An 18,332-nucleotide genomic window follows, 5' to 3' on the forward strand; every position below is an offset into this window, starting at 1 on the left:
TTGCGGCGTTCCGTTATGAGTAGCAAAAAGGCTGCCTCCAAAGTGTCATAGACCTTTGGAAACAGCCTTTATTTTATTTTTTTCCTTTTTTCTTACTTTCTTTCGTGATTTCTTCTATTTTACTTGTTTGGTTGCCTGCCAAATCAGTTACCACAAATTCAAATGTATTTTTCCCAGGTTCGAGCTCAAGTTCTAGTTTCTTGATTGTGTGCTCAAAGCTGCGCATTTCATATGCACCCTTGAATTCATGATAGTAAATCTCACTTCCATTTAGAATAAGACGGATTTCATCAAAATTATCCGCTACTGTTACATCCACCGTCGGATTTTTATCTTTTTCTTTCACATTCTTCTTAGGCAGTCCCTTGATGGATAACTTAGGTGCTTTAGAATCCACTAAAAAGGTTCGTTTAAATGAAGAAGTGTTTCCAACTGTGTCTACAGCTTTAATCACTAAGCCGTGAACACCATCCTTAAACTTCTTGGTATATGAAAATTCATATTGCTTCTTTGCTTCGTTATACGTGACTGGCACATTCTGTTCGTCTAAGGTAAATTCCTTAATCCCCGTTGATTCTTCTATATATCCGTTAATTATTACATCACTTTTATTAGCAATGCTTAATGTTTCTGGACTGGTTATATGCACTACTGGTGCTGTTTTATCGGCTGGAAGTTCCGATGAACTTACTTCAGTTGTCTTCGTATTGCCGGCAAAATCAACCGCCATGACCTGAATTTTAGTTCCCGTTGGTTCCGACAGTGTATATTCAGTAGTTGATGGGTTGAGCATTTCAGTTAAAATCGATTTCCCATCTACTAAAATATCATAATAGGCAAGTCCCGAACCGTTAGGATTATCTGCTCCATGAAGCGTTAATACATTTTCTTTCTTACTAGCTTCAATGGTCGGTGCCGCTGTATCTACCTTCACTGGAATATCATACGTCTGCCATTCAGCATTCTCGTAATCTATGATGGTTTTTATTTGATAGTAAAATTGCCCGTCCGCAGCACGTTTATTATTAATATTTCCGTCCCAGCGATTCGCTACGCTAAGTGAATAATAAGAACTGCTTCCGCTATCGTAGTAATTTTTTCTTACACTTTTTTCTGTCCTAAGCTTACGAAGCTGTTTCCCATTGCTATCTTTGACGCTGTATTCTACTTGTTTCGCATTTCTCAAGAATGATAGGATGGGAAGGATATCATCCTGAATACCGTCACCATTAGGTGAGATTGCAATCTGCTCCTTACCAAAGGCAGCGGATATCGGATTGTATCCGAGATACGTAAAGTCTTCACCTGAAGTCGATACAGCACCGCTCATCCCATAATAAGATCCGTCTTCATACTTCATGGCATCGATAATCGGCGCTTTATTCCAGTCTCCCTTAAAACCAACGTATGGTACATGAAGCTCTGGATTGGTATCCGTCGGATCGTTTAATGTAACAAATCCCTCTACAAAATAGCCATTAGGGAACACTGTATCAATCGCTTCTTTTGTTTCTAAATCATCTCCATATACCTTGGCACCTGCTAGATCAACCATCACCTCAAGGGTGACGGTACCATTAGCCGGTACATTGACTTTTCCTGATTCGCTGCCATTTATTGTGATCTTCGCATCAAGAATCTCCTGCGCTTCTAACTCATTGGCACTGTAGCCTAAATGCCCATTTATGACAAAATCAGTTTGGATATTTCCTGTCACATCATATTGGACAACCTTATTGCTGTAGTTTTGTGCTTTTAGCGTAAAACCAAACTGGTTTCCAACTTCCTTAAGAGCTGCTTTTGCTTCGTTTGTGAATGCTTCTGTCACAACTACAGGAGTGCTAAGTGCTGAGTGAAGCTGCATGATACCCGCTCCCTGTCGACGCGGAGAGTAAGGGATGTCCCATCCAAATGCATCATTGACAATTCCTTTATCATTTATAGGACTGGCTGTATTCATCATGATATTTTTCGTTAGGTTTACCTTTTCGAAGTCCTCAAGTTTGAACTCATTTTCCACTCTCTCGAGGATCAAAGCTGATCCGCCCGCAACATGTGGTGCTGCCATCGATGTTCCACTCATCATCCCATATTCATTATTATTTAATGTCGAATAAATTTGGCCGCCTGGTGCTGTGATTTCTGGTTTGAAATCTAAGTTCGGCGCTGCCCCCCACGACGTAAATGTACTCATCTTGCCTGCAGATGGATTGGCTGATTTTTGCTTTTTCCCTTCAAATGAAATGGAAACGTTTTGACCACTAGACAATGCCGACATAATGGCATCACCATCCGTTTTCAACATAAACAGCTGCGGGATTTGAATGGCTGTTTCTGTTGCCATTGAAATAAATCCATCCGTATTATTATAAATAAATACTCCTTCCGCACCTGCTGCTTGAGCGTTCAATGCCTTTTCGACAAAGGAAATATCTCCTCGTTTAATTAATGCATACTTCCCTTTCAGATCCACTTTTGCAATCTCTTCAATTGTTCCGAGTCCTGCGTCGACAATCTCATAGTTTTTCTCTGTAACGTCATTAGGATGTACACTGCTTGCTGACATAAATGGTGCATCAGCCTTTGCTCCATCAATGGAATACGTCACTGAATCTAAATCAATATAATTATTTTCACTTGATGCGACCTGCAGTGAGTCATAGGCAATACCAGGTGATCCGACAACACCAATATCAGGATTTGAAGCTAATGGGTTTGCATAGCCATTCCCCATATGTGCCGAATTCCCGGCTGAGATAGACATCATTATTCCGTTATTAACTGCGCGTGTAATGGCTTGTTGCTCTGGATCATCAGGGGCTGTAAATCCAGCTGTTGAACCAAGACTCATGTTCAAGACATCAGCTCCGAGAATAATGGCATCGTCAATTGCCTTTACGTAAATATCAGCCCATGTGGAACGCATCTCAGGATCGTTGCCAAATACCTTTAACGCCAGCAACTGAGCCTCAGGAGCTATTCCTTTTATCCCGCCATTTTCTTCATCTCCATTTGCACCAGCTGTCCCCGCCACATGCATCCCATGCATCGAAGCTCCTGCTGCTGAATCTACAATGTCTTGGTTATCATCCATATAGTTATAACCATACGGAACTTTTTCAGTATAAAAGATTCCCGGCAGATTGTTATTTGTTTTCAAATCTGATATATCACTTTTAGTCAGTTCCTGTTCAACTCCATCTGAAAGGACCATATCTCGATGAGTTGGATCGATACCTGTATCAATGATCCCTACAACCATCCCCTCACCACGAAACCCATAATCACGCCATGCTTCTTGAGCTTGTACCAGCTCCTTACTGTAAACCATTTCTGGTTCCTCTTTTGGGCGTTGATATTCATTCACCACTTTGACACTCTTTACCTCAGATATATCTAGAAGACTATCTATCTCACCATAAGCCACTTCTCCGCTGAATCCATTTACCACTGTCGTAAAACTCTTCAGCTCTTTAAATTTTACTTTCTTTTCGCTTACCTTATTTTTCACTTTTTTATGTCCGGCAAGTTTTTCTGCCTTCAACTCTCTTTTTTTACTCTCTTTTAAATCTTTATACCGCTTTCCTTGCTTCTGTGCATATTGAATGGCTGGTTCTTCCTTCATTTCGATAATGACCCGTACCTCTTCATTATCTTTATATTTCTTATCAGCATCCTCTTTCTTAACTTTGAGAATACTGTTCTGGTTTTGTTGACCAGGATTGGAATTGGTTGGTTCCGTTTTAATTGGTGCAGCAGTTACTACTGATGCGAAACTCATTAATATAATGCAAAAAAAAGCCAAACTTTTTTTCATAAACAGGTTCCCCTTTCAATCAACAAAAAAGTTCCGAATTATCTTACTATATTAAAATTACCATAACTTACTAGGTATTAATAAGGTAGAAAAGTAGGTAGTTTTCTGTTTTATGCTAGGTAAATAGGTTGTATTTTGTCGTAAAATGTATTTTCACAATGAAAAAAGAACCAGCCGAAAAGCAGCTGATTCTTTTTAATAATTATTTAATTTTTCATTCGTGGATCTAATGCATCTCGGAGGCCATCGCCCATAAGGTTAAAGCCGAGTACGGTCAGCATTATAGCAAGACCTGGGAATAGGACTGTCCAAGGTGCTTCCAGAATAAATTGCCTTGAATCTGCAAGCATTTTCCCCCATTCAGGTGTAGGTGCTTGTGCACCCATCCCCAAAAACCCTAGTGCAGCTGCTTCAATAATAGCTGAAGCAATAGCAAGCGTGCCTTGTACAATGATTGGTGCAATACTGTTTGGCAGGATATGATGCACCAATATACGTGTATCCCTCATGCCTATGGCCTTCGCTGCTGTGATGTATTCTTCTTCTTTAACACTCAGCACACGAGACCTGACCAGCCTCCCAAATGTGGGGACATTAATGATGGCGATGGCAATCAGGGCGTTACGTAAGGATGGCCCTAATACCGCCACAACAGCAATGGCAAGTAAAATACTTGGAAAAGCCAGCAGGATATCAAAGAAACGTGAAATGATGGCATCCACCCATTTCCCATAATAGCCGGCAATAATGCCGAGGGCTGATCCAACTATGACGGATCCCGCCACAGAGATAAAACCGACCCAAAGGGAAATTCGTGATCCGTAAATGACACGTGTTAGAATGTCACGTCCTAAATCATCTGTTCCAAACCAGTGCTCTGCTGATGGCGCCAGATGTTTATCGCCAAGTTTCGCATCGTCAAAGTCATAAGGAGCAATTAAATTTGCAAAAATGGCAAGTAAAATAAAAACACGACGATAGCCAGTCCGACAATGGCGAGCTTATTTTTCTTAAAGTTCTTCCAGGCTTCCTTCCAAGGAGTGACTGCTTTTTCCTCCGTCACATCAGGATTCAGCATTGGAGGTGGGGTGCTGATAATTTCGGCCATAATTCTGCCTCCTATTTGTACTTAATTCTCGGATCGATCGCTGCATAGAGCAAATCGACGAACAAGTTGATCATGACGAAAAGAAAAGCAACAACTAATATTCCTGACTGGATAACCGGATAATCCCGATAACTAATCGCATCATAAATATAGGTTCCAATACCTGGCCAGCCAAAGATGGTCTCTGTCAGAATGGCACCGCCAAGCAGCAATCCTGTTTGAAGTCCGATAACGGTAACTACAGGAATTAAGGCATTTTTTAATGAGTGGCTATAAACCACCCAAAACATTTTCACTCCTTTAGCACGCGCGGTTCGAATGTAATCAGAACGCATCACTTCAAGCATGGACGATCGTGTCATCCTAGCAATAATTGCCATTGGAATAGTCGCTAAGGCAAATCCGGGTAGAATTAAATGTTTAATTACTTCAAAAAATTGATCAAACCGGCCGGCAATCAACGTATCGATTAAATAGAGATTCGTTATGGCCTGCACAGGGTCTCGAATATTATCTCTTCCTGAAGTAGGAAGAAGATCAAATTGAAGGGCAACGACATACTGTTCCATCAAACCCAGCCAAAAAATCGGCATAGATACACCAATTAACGCAACGATCATTGCTATGTAATCAAACCATGAATTCTGAAACCAAGCAGAGATAATCCCTGCATTTACGCCAATGAATACAGCAACGATCATCGCTACAAGAGCTAGTTCCATCGTAGCTGCCAAGTACGGCCAGACTTCTTGAGAAATAGGCTGTCTTGTTCGTAATGACACCCCTAAATCCCCGCTGAATAACCCTTTTAAATAACTCCAAAATTGAATATGCCAAGGCTTGTCCAACCCAAGATCTTTCGTTAACGCAGCAACAGCCGTTGCAGTTGCCTGCTGCCCTAGTATGGTTTGAGCAGGATTACCTGGAATTGCTCGAATCATCATAAATACGATCAAAGCCATTCCTAAAAGTACAGGAATTAATGAACCTAACCTACGTATGGTATAAGAAAACAACCACATCACCTGCTTTCTCTATGAATGAAAACGTTCCGTCGTTGGCAATGAAAAAAACGGGAAGCATGAAAGTATCCATACTCCCCGATGGTGCTTTAATTATCGATAGATACATCAATAAATGATTGTGAACCTGTTGGATGCGGTACAAAGTCTTTAATTCCTGCTATTCCAGCCAATTGCGGCTTAGAGTGTACAAGCGGAACCCACGGTGCATCTTCATGGATAATAACCTGTGCTTCTTGATACAGCTCATTACGCTTGTCTTCATCAGCAGTAGACTGAGCTTCAAGTAATAATTTGTGAACATCTTCATTCACATAGCGAGAATAGTTATTTGAACCAATTGTGTCTTTATCAAGCAATGTATAAAGGAAGTTATCTGCGTCACCATTATCTCCAGTCCAGCCTAGCATAAAGGTTGGTGCTTCACCTGCCTGTACTTTTTCAAGATAAGTAGCCCACTCAAACGTCACAATATTTGCTTCAATATTCACTTTTTTCAGATTGGCTTGAATCGCTTCCGCAACTTTTTGTCCATCCGGCATATAAGGACGTGCGACCGGCATAGCCCAAAGATCCATTTTGAAGCCTTTTTCATAACCTGCTTCTTTCAAAAGTGCCTTCGCTTTTTCTTCATCGTATTCATAATCTTCAATACTATCGTTATAACCGCTGACGGATGGCGGCATTGGATTTTTTGCCGGCTCAGCCGTTCCTTCGTAGAAATTCTTGATTAATTCTTCTTTATTGATTAAATGAGAGATTGCTTGACGAACTTCTTTTTTATTAAATGGTTCCATCTCTGTGTTAAATCCGAAATACCCTACGTTCATGGATGGGCGTTCGAACAACTGCAGCTTACTATCGCCTTTTACTTTGGCCATATCACTTGGATTTAAGCCATCCATCAAATCAATTTCACCCTTGATTAGTGCATTCAAGCGAGTGGCATTTTCTTTGATTACTTTAAATTTAACACCAGCAAGCTTCGGCAGACCTTCTTGCCAGTAATCTTCATTTTTTGTCAATTCAATCATATCGTTTGCTTTCCAAGATACAAATTTGAATGGACCCGTTCCTACTGGGTTTTTAGTAAAATTATCGCCATCCTTTTCAAAAGCCGTCGGACTGGCAATTGCAAAAGGACTCATTGCGATATTTTTCAAAAACGGTGCTTGTGGACGGTTCAAAGTAAAGACAACCGTTTTATCGTCTGTAGCTTTTACTTCTTTGATTACATGCCCTTCGTCACCCTCAAAACCGCCAAACATGGACGCGTAATAAGCAAATTTAGCTTCGTCTTTGCTTTGTGCCCAGCGCTGGAAGTTCTTAACGACCGCTTCAGCATTAAAATCCGTTCCATCGTGGAACTTAATTCCTTCATTCAGGTTGAACGTGTATGTCAGGGCATCTTCGGAAATCTCCCAGTCTTTAGCCAGTTCTCCCTTAATTTCTGTACTATCCTTTTCATAACCTACGAGCGTTTCATAAATCTGCTGGGTTACGATAAACGCTTCCCCTTCTGTTGTGATTGCTGGATCAAGATCTGTTGAATCGCCGCCTCGTCCATAAATCATAACAGCGCCTTTATCGCTTGTATCCTTGCTGTCTCCATCCTTGGTACCTGTAGACGTCTTAGAATCGTCTCCACAGCCAGCCAGAATGACTGATAGCAGTAAAAACATACTTAAGAATAACCAACCGGTTTTTTTCATTTGATTTCCCCCAATTTTTTTAAATTATAATCGCCAATGTATGGTACGAGCAGTCATTCATATAAATGACAAGCTACATAATGGCCAGATTCATATTCTTGCAGAACAGGTTTTACGGATGAACAAACTTCCATCGCTTGAGGACAACGCGTATGGAATGGACAGCCAGCCGGCGGATTTGAAGGGCTTGGCACATCACCTTGAAGAACAACTCGTTCCTTTTGATAGGTAACATCGGGAATCGGGACAGCAGACAACAGGGCTTGTGTATAAGGGTGAAGAGGCTTTTCATAAAGCTTCTCACTCTCCGTAATTTCAACCATATTCCCGAGGTACATGACACCTACCCGGTCACTAATATGACGAACAACCCCAAGATCATGTGCAATAAAGAGATAGGTCAAATCAAATTCCTTCTGCAAATCCTGCATGAGGTTTAATACTTGTGATTGAATCGAAACATCAAGTGCTGATACGGGTTCATCAGCAATAATCAGCTTGGGATTCACAGCCAGTGCACGGGCGATCCCGATTCGCTGCCGCTGACCGCCGCTGAATTGATGCGGATAGCGTTTTGCATGATAGCTGCTTAAGCCTACAACCTCAAGAAGTTCCTTGACTCTTCGTTTCCGTTCTTTCTTATCCTTCATACCATGTACAATCAAAGGTTCTTCGAGAATTTTCTCGACCGTATGGCGAGGATTAAGGGAAGCAAAAGGGTCTTGGAACACCATTTGCATTTCACGGCGAAGCTTTCTCATCTCTGAAGCAGATAGATTGGTGATATCTTGGCCTTCAAAGTAAACCTTTCCTTCACTCGGTTCAAGAAGCCGCAGCAACATTCTGCCCGTCGTTGATTTCCCGCACCCGCTTTCTCCGACAAGTCCAAGGGTTTCTCCTTTATTAATCGAAAATGACACGCCATCCACCGCTTTAACCTGGCCAATGGTTTTTCCAAGCATGCCCCCCTTAATTGGAAAGTGCATTTTTAAATTGTCTACTTTAACTAATGGCTGAGTCATGGATGCCGGCTCCCTTCCCGTCTTCATATAGCCAACAGCGGACTTTCTGCCCATTTTCATGATTGGTTAAGGCTGGCGTTTCACTGATACAACGACTCATGGCATGGGCGCACCGCGGAGCAAATTGACAGCCTAGATTTTGGCTTCCTGGCTTCGGTACATTGCCGGGAATTGAATAGAGCCGGTCCTTTTTCACACGCATATCTGGAATCGACTGAATTAACCCTACCGTATAGGGATGGAGTGGATTTTGGAAGACAGAACGGACATCGCCTTCTTCTACAATTCTACCGGCATACATAACAATGACACGCTGGCACATTTCCGCGACTACTCCTAGATCATGGGTAATCATTAAAATCGCCGTGTCCGTTTTCTTATTTAAGTCCTTCATTAATTCAAGAATTTGGGCTTGAATCGTCACATCAAGTGCTGTTGTTGGTTCATCGGCAATTAGAAGCTCAGGCTCACAGATCATGGCCATTGCAATCATTACCCGTTGTCGCATCCCCCCGGAAAGCTGATGCGGATATTGTTTCAGCAGTTCTTCCGCACGACCGAGGCCAACTAATTTAAGCATTTCAACTGCTCTAACAGCAGCTTGTTTCTTTCCCCATTTTCTATGTACACGAAGCGATTCAGTAAGCTGCTGTCCGATTGTAAAAACCGGATTTAAGCTTGTCATCGGCTCCTGAAAAATCATGGCGATTTCGTTTCCCCGGATTTTTCTCATTTTCTTTTCGGAGGCATCCGCAAGGTTATCTCCTTTAAATAGAATTTCTCCTTCAACCTTGCCTGTTCGAGCATCGACTAAGCCCATAATGGATAATGAGGTGACGCTCTTCCCACATCCGGATTCCCCAACAACTCCCAGTACTTCGCCTGGCGACACATGAAAGTCGATTGAATTAACGACCGGAATGGACCCATCATCGGTTTGAAAGCTTGTCCTAAGCTGTTTAACTTCGATAATTGGACTCTTCATTTATCGGCTCCTTTCTCCTGATGACTACGTTATTTCCTCATATTGTCATTATCCCATTATTTTTACAGATAGACAATAATATTTCTGAATATTTTATATATATTGAATAGTATTATAAGTGTTAATATCTATAAAATAAAGATATATTTGCCATATAACGAAAAACGGCTGCCGGGAGCAGCCATTTCAAGTGGATTTTATCTTTTCTTTGTGCTGACTGCACCATGAGGAGTTGCGGGGAAACAGAGGACACACATCAAGCGGGGAAATTTTTTATTAAAGAATAAGGGCAGGACTGGTTAGTTCGTCCACTCTTTGTTCCAGTTTTTCAAGTCTTTGAAGAATCTCAGCATTCTCTTTTATTAATACTTTATATTTTGTTTCTAACCGGGCTGCAATCATCTCCAGCTGCACTAGCTGATATTCAAAATTCGTCGTCTTCACTTGGGTTTTTGCGATAAAACTAATGAGGTCTCCAGTAATTTGTTCCACTCTTTCAATGCGCTGTTTAGGCGGGAAAAATACCGAAGTTTCCATTCGATTGCCGATCTTTTCATCCTCTGGAGTAATTGGCTCCATCCTTCTCATACACTCACTCTCCAGTTATAATTCGATGTGTTCAAACTCTTGCGGCTTACTTTCAGCCTGCTTTGGTCCGACAAACCTGACCATTTCTGCAACTACTTCTGTTACATAAATTTTTTTCCCTTCTTGATTTTCATAATTTCTTGTTTGAATGCGGCCGGTAACTCCAATTAATGAACCTTTTCGACAATATTCAGCCGTATTTTCTGCCGTTTTACGCCAGAGTGTACACTGTACAAAATCCGTTTCATATTCACCGACATGATTCTTAAAGTTACGGTTTACTGCAAGAGTTACATTCGAAACGGCCTTTCCCTCCGGGGTATACTTGAGTTCTGGATCTCTTGTCAGACGCCCTACAATCGTTACCTGATTAATCATCTGTTCAACTCCTTTCTGATCTTATCTTACTTGAACGTAAATTATTGGTAAAATCGCTGAAATATCTTTTCATTTCGCTTTTTGAATGCAAAAAACAGTTTTTAACTCCTTTAAAATATCATTATTCGACCAAAAGCGATAACAGCCGGCCATTTTAATACTTTTTTCAAAAATTTTAAAAAATTCGCAAAGTCCTGCTTCTTAATGAGATTGCTTGCGTTCGGTTATGCTATAATTACAAAAAAAGGATGCAGAACGGAGGTCTTTTATGAAATCATTTAAGTTAATTTCGGTTCAGCTAATCTCAGAGGATAATCAGTTGGTTAACGTTGAGTTAACCGATGGATTAATTATCAATAAAGAGGATGATAACAACACATGGATCGTTGAGTCTTTCCTTACAGAAGAGGGATTTAATAAAATCAAAGATGCCCTTCCTGAAATTAATCAAGAAATTATGATTCAGGCCGTGATCACCAAAAAGGATAATGATCCTGCTTTCATGAAGACCGTTTTACGAAAAATTAAACCAATCAATGGTCATGTCAGTTTACTTTTCGAAGGTCACCTGCAAAAGTCGCGAAGTAAATACGCGGAACTTTTATTAAAGGATCTCATACAGCAAGGTATTGTCGGCAATGAATTGATTGAACATTTTAAAGAAAAACTCCGTTCACGTCCGCAAGTTGTCCCTTCCTTTAAAAAATAAAAAGGCAGGAAGCGAAAGCTTCTGCCTTTTTTCGTTATTTTTTGTCGTCATCTTTATCTAAGACATCATTATCATTACCTATTCCACCATTATCATCGACGCCTTCATTCACATCTGGTACAACTTCGTTGTCGTTTGTGTCTGTATTTAGATCGTCATCTGTGTTATTCATATCATTGTTATTTTCTTCCTGAATCGTATCATCTTCTGGCGGCGGGTTATTTGTGTCGTCGTCATTTCCACACCCTGTCAATAGCATGGCTGATAGGACAGATCCCCCGATTACACTAAGCAGTTTTTTATTCATCCAATCAAAACTCCCTTCTACTTTTTCTGATCCACAAACTACATGGGTCTGAAGCTAGTTTGCCCGACATTCTAATTATCTTGCAGCAATTAATACGGTTATTTTAGCCAATTTCTGTAGAACAATGGTGAAGTGGTTTCGCTTATTTTTTCCCTTTTAGTACAGATTATCCGGAGTTAACAAAAAAATAGACAGCTTCACAGCTTGTCTACAGTCTTCATTTTTAGTTTTTAAAATACGGCTGTTGATTTCCGTTCCAGGCGTTTCGCTTTCCGCGGGCGGGCGGTTGAGCCGCATCAATGCTTACGCTCCTGCGGGGTCTCACCTGTCCCGCTGTTCCCGCATGAGTCTTCACGCCAACACTCCAATCAACGGTCTTTCTAAATTTAATTTGGATTTTAGTCCTCCATTCAAATGAAAACACGTGCTACCCAAGAGCAGATTTAGGTGGAGATCAATTCAAATCGGGGGAATTACGAAGAAAACTCTTTCCGAATCCGTTCGAACAGGAAGAATCAAAGATTATTAAAGTGAACACAAGTAATCCTGAAAGCAGATACAATGTACTTATTAGAGACTTAGTTGCCTTGATAAGCAGGGAAAATTCCATGAAATGTGTTTAAAACGCCAATAGAGGTACGGAATGAACCATTCCGCACCTTTTTGTCTACAAACTGAGACTAGCTTCACAGCTCGTCTTTTTCTACTATGTAGTTTATTCTTTATCGCCAAATGCAAACATAATTTCTGTTTCACAGGCAACCTCGCCGTCTACAGTAGCAATGGCTTTGCCTTTCCCTACTGAACCACGGATTCGAGTAATTTCTACTTCTAAGCGAAGCTGATCACCTGGTACAACTTGTTTTTTAAAACGGCAGTTATCTATTCCAGCGAAGAATGCGAGACGTCCTTTGTATTCCTCTTGACGGAGCATAGCCACTGCTCCAACTTGGGCTAATGCTTCGACGATTAGTACACCCGGCATTACTGGGTAACTCGGAAAGTGTCCATTGAAAAATGGTTCGTTAGCTGACACATTCTTGATTCCTACTGCTCTTTTTCCATCTTCAACTTCTAGTATTCGATCAACCAATAAAAATGGGTAACGATGCTGTATAATTTCCTTTATTTCCATAATATCAAGCATAAATATCCCTCCTCAGTCAGTTCTTCACTTTCAGAATACCATGAAAGAGACTGACATTCAAAAAAGGCATACGGCCTTTAGAGCGGCTTATATCACTATTCCTCTTTATTGACAAGATCGAGAATATGAGTCCAGGTCGATTTATCAAAAATCTCCATAGCGTCTCCGCCGCCCATTACTCCATATCCAAACATGGCTCCTAATGTAACGGCTAATACAATTAAAAACACGACAATCAAAACCCTCAGCCAAATCGGCAGTAGTCGGATTCTAATGCGCCTATTTGGTTTCGTTTCTTTTTGAGCTTCTAGCTCTTTTTTATATGTTTCTCGGGTCATCGTTTTTTCTTCCATACTGATTGGCACTAGCTCCTTTTAATCAATTTGGTAGTTCGAAACCAGTTACCGAATTCCATTTACTAAGCCGGACATTTGGTCAGCCATTGAAATCGCTCTCGATTGAAATTGATACTGGCGCTGAACATTTATTAAATCGCTCATTTCTTTTGAAAGGTCCACATTCGAATTTTCAAGTGAGCCTTGTGTGAGAGAAATCTTTTCACGCAGGCCACCATTCAGCGTGTCGAAAACTTCATCTTCTTGAACGTTTAAATCACCTGGAAAACTCAATAAGTTCCCACTGATTTTTTCCATGAATTGTGGTTTCTTTATTGAGACAACTCCTAGATTGAATGTCTGAATACTGCCATCATCCTTAGCTGCAGATAACTGACCATCTTTTGAAATAACAAGGTCCTTAAGGCTGCCGGTAATGATAATTGGATCTTGATATTCATCCAATACTGCATTTCCATCCCCAGTAACCAGCTTCAATTCATCACTGTTCCCCGTGGGTGTCAGGTAAAAAGCACCATCTCTTGTATAGGCAGTACTTATCCCCTTTTCATCCTCCGTACGTACCGTGAAAAACAAATCCGGCTTCGTAAATGCCGCATCTAAATCACGGCTCGTTGACTTTAACGTACCTTGTGTAAGCACCTGCTGCGCTTGACTCATTTTAGCACCATTGCCTTGGCGGATTCCGTTGGGCGTCTGTCTGCCTATTTCTGAAGCTTTATCCCCCATATTGTTGAACTGTTGAACAAGCAAATCATTGAAGCTGGTTTCGCTGCGCTTAAAACCCGTTGTATCGACATTCGCGATATTATTGCCGATACTATCCAACTTATGCTGAAGCTGGCCTAGTGTATTCGTTGCTGTAATCATCATACGATTCATTGCCATTCTCCTTTTTTCTTACGTTGGCGGTTATCAGCCTAGCTTACCAACTTCATTAACTGCTTTATCCATGCTGCGATCATAGGCTTGAAGCATTTTTTGATTCGCTTCAAATGAACGATACGCTGCCATTAAATCTGTCATCGTCTGTGATTCATCAACATTTGAGCCCTCAATGACACCTTGATTGAGTGTAAAAGAAACTTCTGCTTCAGTATAGGCATCCGTTAATTCGTCCTCAGCAGCCCGAAATAAGCCGCCACCTTCTTTTACAAGTGAATCAGGGTTCTCAGCAAATGCAACGCCTAAACGGGCAACAGCTTGATTGTTCTCCGATATACTGCCGTCTTGATCAATGGTGAAGTCATCACTGTTCAATTGGATCCGCTCATTATTTTGATCTAAAACGTAATTCCCTTCAGATGTGGTTAAAAACCCTGTTCCATCAAGAGTAAAATTACCGTTACGCGTATAACGCATTTCACCGCTGCTGTTTTCTACAACGAACATGACCGTTCCCATCTTACCGTTTGCATCCGCAGGCATCGATCCGTTAATCAGAGCGATATCCGTTTTTAATTCGGTTTCCTGAATATCTCCTTGTGAGAATAACGGCGTTACTTCCTGAACATACACTCCAGTACTTATTGAACCAACATTTTTATTGATCGGTAATTGTAAGGAGTTATCTGTTGCTACCGTTTTACTTTCCATCCGCTGCAAAAGCATTTCAGGAAAAGATCGTATGCTAGACTGATCTGCTTTAAACCCGGTAGTGTTTGCATTAGCCAGATTATTTGTCAGCATTTCGGTTTGGCGCTGCTGTGCAAGCATTCCGGAAGCTGCTGTGTAGAACCCTCTTAACATCCCATTCACTCCTTTTTCTTAGACCAATTTATCTCTGGTATGGAATCGTAACTTGACTACATTCTTCTCCGATTCTTTTTTTCTCTACTATACATATCGGCAGTTAGCAGATGAAGTTTATCGAAACAAAAGAAATATGAATAGATGTTTTCTAAACAGGACAGACATCGTAAGAAAAGAAAGTTAATGGTAAAGGAATAGTGATGAAAGCAACTGCTATTCAAATAGGGTCCTGGATCCATTAGCAGATCCCCACCAAGGAAGGTGTTGGATGACTAATGAATCCGTAAGGACCCTTGTGCAATCGTAATGTTATCCGAATTTATGTCTTGGCAGCTTGTCCATATTATCAAGCATAATACCTGTTCCGATTGCTACACAGTCCATTGGCTGTTCTGCAACAAGTACAGGAACTTTTAATTCTTCTGCAAGCAGTAAATCAATCCCGTGCAGCAATGCTCCACCGCCTGTTAAAATGACACCGCGGTCGATAATATCAGCAGAAAGTTCAGGTGGAGTCCGTTCAAGCACACTCTTAGCCGCTTGTACAATGACAGCTATTTGCTCACGAAGTGCTTCTTCAATTTCTACAGAGTTAATCGTAATTGTTCTAGGAAGTCCGGATACCATGTCACGTCCGCGAATATCAATTTCTTCATTACGGGAACCAGGAAAAACGGTTGCCACTTGTATTTTGATATTCTCTGAAGTACGTTCACCAATTAACAGCTTGTATTTGCGTTTGACATAGTTCAGTATTTCATTATCAAACTTGTCTCCAGCCATTTTTATTGAAGATGAGGTAACGATATCACCCATTGAAAGTACGGCAATATCCGTTGTACCTCCACCAATATCAACAACCATATTCCCGCTCGGCTGGAAGATATCCATTCCGGCGCCAATTGCTGCGACTTTAGGCTCTTCTTCAAGGAATATTTTCTTACCGCCGCTCTTTTCAGCAGCTTCTTTGATTGCTTTTTGCTCAACAGATGTAATATTTGTCGGGCAGCAAATTAGAATTCTTGGTTTCGAAAGGAAACCCTTTACATTTAATTTATTAATGAAATGCTTTAACATTGATTCTGTTACATCAAAATCAGCAATAACTCCATCCTTCAAAGGTCGGATAGCAACAATGTTCCCAGGTGTACGTCCTACCATTTTCCGGGCTTCTTCTCCTACTGCAAGAACACGATTTGTATTCTTATCAATCGCCACTACCGACGGTTCATTCAACACAATTCCTTTACCTTTAACATGTATCAGAACATTCGCTGTTCCAAGATCTATTCCAATATCTCTAGCAAACATTTTATAAATCCTCCTTGAATCCTCATAAAAAAAACCAACTTCTGTCCTAATTAATTATTTTATCACACCGTATAGTGTAGAAGAAGTAGGAATCTAAAAAAACGGCGAAAATTGTCATTTATTTATATATTTTCTAGTTTATTGGGATTGTTGTATACTCTTCTTTTGATGAGTCTTTCCTAAATCGCCCATTTATGTGTATGAAAAACAAAAAACCGGTATCGGCTGTAAATTCCTTTGTAGTCTCTTTAGAGAGTAACACTTTTTTCTAAGTGTTCCCATTTAAAGATACCACATAAAAGAAAATCACTTTGCCTGTTCCGGTTTTTCTTGGACATAGTTTGTTCTCTTCAGTCTTTCACCGCCTCACTTTACAATTTCTTCTTCTCGATCTGAGCGCTTATATTTCAGCTTAGTTGCTTCCCCGCCCCGTAAATGACGAATCGATTTATGATAATCAAGAATATCTTTTACCAATGTGGCCAGCTCGGGATTAATTTCAGGCAGCCTTTCTGTCAGATCTTTATGAACTGTACTCTTCGATACCCCAAACTCTTTCGCGATAACGCGAACCGTCTTCCTTGTTTCCACGATATACTTACCAATCTTGATAGTTCTTTCTTTGATGTAATCGTGCACACCACTCGACCTCCCCAAATTGGATGTGAGAAGTGTGAAATGAGATTCGCTTCCGACTATAAAAACAATCGCTGCCTCAATAATTATCAATAACGTACACTTCAACTGGATTTATCAATTGTATTAAACGATTCCTCACCTCAAACACTCTCAATGTACGGGTTTGTTTCAGTTTATTAGCTTGGTTAACGATATATGCACGATTTGGGCAATAAGGACAAGGTCTTATAAAACTAAATTAATATCTCTATTTTTTCATAGCGTATTCGACATCATTTCAACTATTTCCCGAGAAATTTGTAAACTATTAGCAAAAAAGGAATGTTGTTTACTTATAGCCCAAATGAGGGTATCTATCCTCCTTTCTTTAGTCTATTTGACCAGTTGTTCAATTTAGACCATATTTCTAAGTAGAGATGCTAAAACAAAAAAAAGAACCTGTCCTATTACCAGACAGGTTCTTTCTCTCAGTTGTTGTACATGCGGGATACATGTTCGTTTTGATCTATTTTAATTATCTTGGTTACCAGTTGTATCTTCTTCATCTTGGTTTGTTGGATCATCGGTTTTGTCTGAATCAGGGATATCTGTCCCTTTTTCTAATTCCGTGTTTTCATCTGCGGGTACAGCACCTTTGTCACTGTCATTGCTTTCAGCTTTAGTGTCTGAAGGAATGCTTGTTAGTTGTTTATCCATAAACTCGATTGGATTAACAGCTACACCGTCTTTGCGGATTTCAAAGTGTACATGAACACCAGCGTCTTCATTAATTAGACTTTGTCCAGCAACAGCAAGTTTTTCACCTTGCTTCACTTTGTCTCCAACTTTCACTTCGATATCTTGAATGGATTGATATCGAGTCACTACACCATCTTCGTGTTCCACTTCAACAAGATTTCCATTTAAAGAATCGTCTTCAACTTTTGTTACTTCACCACTGATGGAAGCAACGACGTCAAAAGCTTTGTTATCTCTTGCAGCTACATCGATTCCTTTATTTGGCTCATATCTATTGTTGTAATAAACGAGTGCTGCTTCTTGTTCTGCTTTGTCAGCATTTTTATCATAGAAATTTTTCTTAATGACCGTGGCTGAAGCGTCGGCTACTGGCATCTTAATAGATTCAAGTTTGCTGTTTACCTCAACGGAAGGCTGATTAAAGTCCTTAGCCGTTTCTGCCGTTTCTTTGTCTTTCCCATTTTCTGCAGTTTGATTATCGCTATTTTGATACCAAAACACAGCAGACAAAATAATAGCGGCACTTGCAAGATAAATAGCTGGCATTGTCCAACGTTTTTTTAGTATTCGTTGGAATCTAGATTTTTGAGAAGTATTCTTTTCTTCCTCTCTCATTTAAATCACCTCTGCAATCATTGTGAACAGATTCCAGAGATTCTATACCTATCTCATACTTTTTTTTAGATTTATTTTTTGTTATCTTGTCTATATTTATGCATAGAACATTTTACCAGGTGTTTT

The 18,332-nt window shown here is 40.4% G+C and carries 16 protein-coding genes and 1 pseudogene; 1 reads left to right on the forward strand and 16 read right to left on the reverse strand.

What is annotated here, in order from left to right; translation table 11 throughout:
• Positions 1–73 precede the first annotated feature (73 nt).
• From WYK_RS14505 to ssb, 8 genes and pseudogenes are all read right to left on the reverse strand, one after another.
• Positions 74–3,817: a S8 family serine peptidase gene (locus tag WYK_RS14505; RefSeq protein WP_040375195.1), complete on the reverse strand. Its 3,744-nt coding sequence runs from the start codon at positions 3,815–3,817 to the stop codon at positions 74–76.
• A gap of 206 nt (positions 3,818–4,023) precedes the next feature.
• Positions 4,024–4,925: pseudogene (locus WYK_RS14510) on the reverse strand (ABC transporter permease).
• 11 nt (positions 4,926–4,936) lie between these two features.
• Positions 4,937–5,941 (reverse strand): ABC transporter permease, encoded by a 1,005-nt coding sequence (locus WYK_RS14515; protein WP_040375196.1) that lies wholly within the window; start codon positions 5,939–5,941, stop codon positions 4,937–4,939.
• 95 nt (positions 5,942–6,036) lie between these two features.
• A complete protein-coding gene (locus tag WYK_RS14520; protein WP_040375197.1) occupies positions 6,037–7,659 on the reverse strand; it encodes an ABC transporter substrate-binding protein in 1,623 nt (540 codons plus the stop codon).
• 53 nt (positions 7,660–7,712) lie between these two features.
• Positions 7,713–8,681, reverse strand: coding sequence for an ABC transporter ATP-binding protein (locus WYK_RS14525; protein WP_040375198.1), 969 nt, complete (start codon positions 8,679–8,681; stop codon positions 7,713–7,715).
• Positions 8,662–9,666 (reverse strand): ABC transporter ATP-binding protein, encoded by a 1,005-nt coding sequence (locus tag WYK_RS14530; RefSeq protein WP_040375199.1) that lies wholly within the window; start codon positions 9,664–9,666, stop codon positions 8,662–8,664. Before WYK_RS14530 ends, WYK_RS14525 begins: the two co-directional genes overlap by 20 nt.
• A gap of 276 nt (positions 9,667–9,942) precedes the next feature.
• On the reverse strand, positions 9,943–10,254 hold the full coding sequence (locus WYK_RS14535; RefSeq protein ID WP_040375200.1) for a hypothetical protein: 312 nt from the start codon (positions 10,252–10,254) through the stop codon (positions 9,943–9,945).
• Positions 10,255–10,269: 15 nt separating this feature from the next.
• The gene (gene ssb, locus WYK_RS14540) at positions 10,270–10,632 is read right to left on the reverse strand and encodes a single-stranded DNA-binding protein (RefSeq protein WP_040375201.1); all 363 of its coding nucleotides are present in this window, start codon (positions 10,630–10,632) and stop codon (positions 10,270–10,272) included.
• 268 nt (positions 10,633–10,900) lie between these two features.
• Here ssb and WYK_RS14545 point away from each other — a divergent pair, with 268 nt between their 5' ends.
• Positions 10,901–11,341, forward strand: coding sequence for a YwpF family protein (locus tag WYK_RS14545; protein WP_040375202.1), 441 nt, complete (start codon positions 10,901–10,903; stop codon positions 11,339–11,341).
• Positions 11,342–11,375: 34 nt separating this feature from the next.
• Here the strand turns inward: WYK_RS14545 and WYK_RS14550 are convergent, their stop codons facing one another.
• The 8 genes from WYK_RS14550 to WYK_RS14585 all read right to left on the reverse strand — a co-directional run bounded on the left by WYK_RS14550 (position 11,376) and on the right by WYK_RS14585 (position 18,206).
• Complete coding sequence (locus tag WYK_RS14550; RefSeq protein WP_040375203.1) at positions 11,376–11,648, reverse strand: hypothetical protein; 273 nt, start codon at positions 11,646–11,648, stop codon at positions 11,376–11,378.
• A gap of 715 nt (positions 11,649–12,363) precedes the next feature.
• Positions 12,364–12,795 (reverse strand): 3-hydroxyacyl-ACP dehydratase FabZ, encoded by a 432-nt coding sequence (gene fabZ / locus WYK_RS14555; protein WP_040375204.1) that lies wholly within the window; start codon positions 12,793–12,795, stop codon positions 12,364–12,366.
• Positions 12,796–12,890: 95 nt separating this feature from the next.
• Positions 12,891–13,160 (reverse strand): DNA-directed RNA polymerase subunit beta, encoded by a 270-nt coding sequence (locus WYK_RS14560; RefSeq protein ID WP_326238830.1) that lies wholly within the window; start codon positions 13,158–13,160, stop codon positions 12,891–12,893.
• Positions 13,161–13,196: 36 nt separating this feature from the next.
• Entirely contained in the window at positions 13,197–14,033 is an 837-nt protein-coding gene (locus WYK_RS14565) for a flagellar hook-basal body protein (RefSeq protein WP_040375206.1), read from the reverse strand.
• Positions 14,034–14,066: 33 nt separating this feature from the next.
• Positions 14,067–14,900, reverse strand: coding sequence for a flagellar hook-basal body protein (locus WYK_RS14570; RefSeq protein ID WP_040375207.1), 834 nt, complete (start codon positions 14,898–14,900; stop codon positions 14,067–14,069).
• A 312-nt stretch (positions 14,901–15,212) separates the two neighbouring features.
• A complete protein-coding gene (mreB, locus tag WYK_RS14575; RefSeq protein WP_040375208.1) occupies positions 15,213–16,214 on the reverse strand; it encodes a rod shape-determining protein in 1,002 nt (333 codons plus the stop codon).
• A gap of 366 nt (positions 16,215–16,580) precedes the next feature.
• Positions 16,581–16,853, reverse strand: coding sequence for a sporulation transcriptional regulator SpoIIID (spoIIID, locus tag WYK_RS14580; RefSeq protein ID WP_040375209.1), 273 nt, complete (start codon positions 16,851–16,853; stop codon positions 16,581–16,583).
• Positions 16,854–17,363: 510 nt separating this feature from the next.
• Complete coding sequence (locus WYK_RS14585) at positions 17,364–18,206, reverse strand: M23 family metallopeptidase (protein WP_040375210.1); 843 nt, start codon at positions 18,204–18,206, stop codon at positions 17,364–17,366.
• Between the last annotated feature and the right edge of the window lie 126 nt (positions 18,207–18,332).

The organism is Peribacillus psychrosaccharolyticus ATCC 23296 (assembly GCF_000305495.1).
Classification (GTDB): domain Bacteria; phylum Bacillota; class Bacilli; order Bacillales; family DSM-1321; genus Peribacillus; species Peribacillus psychrosaccharolyticus.